This window comes from Micromonospora globispora, from assembly GCF_003857015.1.
Taxonomy (GTDB): domain Bacteria; phylum Actinomycetota; class Actinomycetes; order Mycobacteriales; family Micromonosporaceae; genus Micromonospora; species Micromonospora globispora.
In genome coordinates this window covers 1-4,198 of the sequence record NZ_QGGF01000272.1, presented here as the reverse complement: position 1 = coordinate 4,198, position 4,198 = coordinate 1, and the positions used below count along the sequence as shown (strand labels likewise).

Sequence of the window (4,198 nt, the reverse complement as noted above, 5' to 3'; positions counted from 1 at the left end):
CGTCCAGCCGGCGCGCCCGCTCCCGCAGCCCGGCCGGGCACGGGCTGGTCGGGCTGCGGGAGCGGGCGCGCCGGCTGGACGGCACCGTCACCGTCGGCCGACCCCCGACCGGCCCCGGGTTCCTGCTCCGGCTCACCCTGCCGCCGCAGCCATGACCGGCGGCGGTGCGCACACGAGTCGGACCGGGATGACCGGGCCGATCCGGCTGCTGCTCGCCGACGACCAGGCGCTGGTCCGCGGTGCGCTGGCCGCGCTGCTCTCGCTGGAGCCGGACCTGACCGTGGTCGCCGAGGTCGGGCGGGGCGACGAAGTGGTGCCCATGGCCCTCCGCACCACCCCGGACGTCGCCCTGCTCGACGTCGAGATGCCCGGCCTGGACGGGATCGCCGCCACCACCGCGTTGCGCGCCGCGGTGCCCGGCTGCCGGGTGCTGGTGGTGACCACCTTCGGCCGCCCCGGCTATTTGCGCCGGGCGATGGAGGCCGGCGCCAACGGCTTCCTCGTCAAGGACACCCCGGCCCGGCAGCTCGCCGACGCGGTACGTCGGGTGCACGCCGGACTGCGGGTGGTCGACCCGACGCTGGCCGCGGAGACCCTGGCGACCGGTGCCAGCCCGTTGACTGAGCGGGAGACCGCGGTGCTGCGCACCGCCCGGGGCGGCGGCACGGTGGCCGACCTGGCCGCGATGCTGCACCTCTCCGAGGGGACGGTGCGCAATCACCTCTCCGCGGCGATCGGCAAGACCGGTGCCCGCAACCGCGCCGACGCGGTCCGCATCGCCGAGGAGAACGGCTGGCTGCTCGGCGACTGACCGCCGGCGGCACGGCGCCGCCGGGCAACTGAGGCCCTCTGTGGTGTCAGAGCGGCCGCGGAGTGGAACACTCGGCGAAGATCGGCAGCGGCCCGATCACCCGGACCGGCCCCCCGCAGTTCTGCCACACGAGCCCCGCCGCGCCGGCCGGATCCCCACTGCTGTCGATCGTGACCGTCACCCGGCCGTCGGCGTGCACCAGGTAGCTGTTGAGGACGGGCGCACCCTCGACCGAGAACGCGGTCACGATCAGTCGTGCCCGCTCCCGCCGCTCGACGGCTTCCACGAGGCAGTCGGCTGCTGCCGACTCGAGCTGCTCGCCCTGCGCGACCGTCCAGGTGCCGCAGTCGGTCAGTTCCGGCGCCACCACGGTGATGTGCTTCGGGGCCGGCGTGGGGGAACCGGCCGGCGGAGCGGCGGCGGTCTCCGGCCCGTTCGCGTCGCAGGCGCCGAGGGCGAGGGGCAGAGCCAGCAGGACCATTCGTCTCTTCCACACGCCACTGTGACGCGCCTGGCCCGCCGCCCGGTTCCTCGGCCCGGACAAGCAGGGGAGCCCCCTGCGCCGCGACGGCGGTGCAGGGGGCTCCCGGGTCGGATCCCGCGGGCCGGATCGGGCCGACCGGATCGGATCAGGCCAGCTTCGCGCCGACGTGGATGGCGACCGCGTCGTGGGCGTTGATGTTCGCCGCGAACCAACCGTTGGAGCCCACGGTGATCACCGGCCCGCTGCACGAGCCGTTGCTGAAATCGCCGTGGATGACGTCGCAGTACCGGCCGGCCGGCAGGCCCGCGTAGTAGGAGCGACCGGTGATGGCGAAGTCCTCGTCGTTGATGCTCAGGTAGCCCTTGCCGGCCCGGCTGAAGGCGATGTGCTGGTAGCCGTTGTCGTACCAGTTGGCCACGCCGGCGCCCTGGGTGGCGTTGTTGAACGCGACCATGTTGGCGATCACCCGCCAGCGGTGCTCGCACTCCCAGCCCGAGTAGCAGGTGGTGTTCAGCACCCTGTTGCTCGCGTCCGAGGGCGGACCCTGGTCCTTGCTGCTGAACGTGAAGCTCGACATCACCGCCGGGGTGCCGTACGGCCAGGCCAGCATGAAGGCGTTCGCCAGGGCGTACTCGCCGCGGTCCTGGTACGTCAGCACCCCGCCGTCGCGCTGCGTGTCGTGGTTGTCGGTGAAGACCACCGCCTGGCTGCTGGGTAGGTAACCCCAGGGCTCGCCGAAGTTCTTCAGGTACGCCAGGCGCTCGCTGTTGAACATCCGGGCGAGGTCCTTGCCGTAGCGGAACTCGTGCACGTCCCCGTTGCCGGTGTACTCGGTCGGCTGGATCGGCTCACCGGCGCCGTAGATGACCTCCTGCACGATGTACGCCGAGCGGGAGAGCTTGCCCTTGATGGCGGCGATGTCGGCGGCCGGCATGTGCTTGCTGGCGTCCAGCCGGAACCCGTCCACGCCGAGGGAGAGCAGGTCGTTCATGTACGTGGCGAGCCGGGTCCGGACGTAGTCGGACTCGGTGGCGAGGTCGGCGAGGTTGACCAGCTCGCAGTTCTGCACCTCGTACCGGTCGTTGTAGTTGCTGATGTCGTCGTTGCCGTTGCGGCCGCAGTGGTGGAAGTCCTGCCACCCGTAGTTGCCGGGGTAGCTGTAGTGACCGTAGGTCGTGCCGGCCCAGCCGGTGCCGCCGTTGTCCTGACCGGACATGTGGTTGACGACGGTGTCGACGATGACCTTCACGCCGGCGTTGTGGCAGGTGGTCACCATCGACTGGAACTGCGCCCGGGTGCCCTTGCGGGACTCGATCTGGTAGCTGACCGGCTGGTAGGCGACCCACCACGGGTTGGCGTTGACATGCTCCTGCGGCGGGGAGACCTGGACGTAGCCGTAGCCCTTCGGGCCGAGGACGTTGGTGCACTCGCTGGCCACCGAGGCCCAGTTCCACTCGAAGAGCTGGACGATGACCTTCTTGCCGGACGTCGCCGCGGAGGCGGGGGGAGCCGCCACGGCGGTCGGTAAGAGCAGGCTGGCGATCATGCCGAGGGCGAGGATCGCCGACCGGCATCGGCGTCGATGCATCGGGACTCCTGGGGGTTGCGGAGGACGGGGGTTTTACCGCGCGGGGGAGCGGCCTCAGTGCCGGTTTCTTGCAAAACCGGACTGAAATTTTCGGCAAGGTTACAAGCGTGTTGCAACGGCTGTCAATGGATAGAAATACGTCGTTGCATAGCGCGCCGGACGCGTGCCACCGAGTGATCACCGGCGGGCGCTACACGCGCGGCGGCGCGGGACGGTTCGACGGATCCGCCGAGAAATTCGCCACCGGGCTGATCCGCCCCCGCCATCGGTCCGTACTGGAGGAGGGAGCAGGGTCGGCCGGTGGGGCGCCGCCGCGAGACGATCGAGGAGCAGATGGCCCGGGCAAAGCAGAACGAGAAGGCGGCGACCGTCCGGACCACCAGCACCAGTCGCGGTGTCCGCACCAGGTCCAAGCCCGCGCTGGTCGCGCTCACCGTGTCCGCGCTCGCCCTCGCGTGGGCCGGCGTCGAGTTGGCCGGCGCGGGCCCCACGATGTACGCGTACGGCTTCTTCTTCACCGAGTTCTTCGCCGGCGTGGTCGCCCTGGTCTCGCTGAGCCTCACCGTGATGATGGGGCTGCTCGCCACCGACCGGCTGGTGCTGCTGATCCGGCACCGGGTGCTGCTGCAGTCCGCGCACCGGGCGACCGGCATCCTCGGCGTGGCCGGTCTGGTCCTCCACGTCATCACCAAGATCTCGATCGGCCGGGCCGGCCCGACCGACGCCGTGGTGCCCTTCATCGGCGGCCGGGGCCTCTACGTCGGGCTGGGCACGGTGGCGTCGTTCCTCATGGTGAGCGTGCTCTGGACCGGTCTCGTCCGGGTCCGCTTCGCCGGCGTCGGTCCGAAGTGGTTCTGGCGGGCGCTGCACTCCATGGCGTACGCCTCCTGGCCGTTCGCGCTGATCCACGGCCTGAACGCCGGACGGCCGGCGAAGTCCTGGGTGGTGCTCAGCTACCTCGTCTGCGTGCTGCTGGTCGTGCTGGCGCTGCTGGTCCGCCTCTCCGTCCACCTCGGTCGGCGCAGTCGGGAGCAGCACCAGGCCGCCGCGCTCAACAAGGCGATGGCCGGGCGGCCGGCGGAGGAGAGCAGGGGGCTCCTCGCCGGACTGGGCCGCAAGCGCTCCGGCGACGAGGAGAAGAGCGGCGCCACTCGGGAGTGGGACGGCGGCTGGGCGGAGACCGCCGCCACCTCGTGGAGCGCGCCGGCCGGTACCGTGCGCCGGCACGACCCGGGGCGGTTCGCCGTACCGGTGGTGCCGGAGCCCGGCACGTTGCGCGAGCCGGTCCGGGCCGCGGCGGCGGTCGGCGCCCGGC

Annotated in this window: 3 protein-coding genes and 1 pseudogene; 2 read left to right on the top strand and 2 right to left on the bottom strand. The window is 71.7% G+C overall.

Translation table 11 applies throughout. The features are described 5' to 3' along the window. The first annotated feature begins 187 nt into the window (after positions 1-187). On the top strand, positions 188-811 hold the full coding sequence (locus tag DKL51_RS12750; protein ID WP_109946605.1) for a response regulator transcription factor: 624 nt from the start codon (positions 188-190) through the stop codon (positions 809-811). A gap of 46 nt (positions 812-857) precedes the next feature. Here DKL51_RS12750 and DKL51_RS12745 read toward each other — a convergent pair whose 3' ends face one another. Together DKL51_RS12745 and DKL51_RS12740 are read right to left on the bottom strand one after the other, a co-directional pair. After that, on the bottom strand, positions 858-1,292 hold the full coding sequence (locus DKL51_RS12745; protein WP_109946606.1) for a hypothetical protein: 435 nt from the start codon (positions 1,290-1,292) through the stop codon (positions 858-860). A gap of 148 nt (positions 1,293-1,440) precedes the next feature. Further along, positions 1,441-2,883 carry an alpha-amylase gene (locus tag DKL51_RS12740; RefSeq protein ID WP_109946607.1) on the bottom strand — a complete coding sequence of 481 codons (1,443 nt, stop codon included), beginning with the start codon at positions 2,881-2,883 and terminating at the stop codon, positions 1,441-1,443. Between the two features lie 300 nt (positions 2,884-3,183). On the opposite strand from DKL51_RS12740, the pseudogene DKL51_RS12735 reads away from it, so the two are divergent. Further along, positions 3,184-4,198, top strand: a pseudogene (locus tag DKL51_RS12735) (hypothetical protein); the annotation flags it as partial.

Excerpts from the sequence above, each read along its gene's own strand:
- DKL51_RS12740 (WP_109946607.1), bottom strand. The coding sequence starts at position 2,883 with ATGCATCGACGCCGATGCCGGTCGGCGATCCTCGCCCTCGGCATGATC.
- DKL51_RS12750 (WP_109946605.1), top strand. The coding sequence starts at position 188 with ATGACCGGGCCGATCCGGCTGCTGCTCGCCGACGACCAGGCGCTGGTC.
- DKL51_RS12745 (WP_109946606.1), bottom strand. The coding sequence starts at position 1,292 with ATGGTCCTGCTGGCTCTGCCCCTCGCCCTCGGCGCCTGCGACGCGAAC.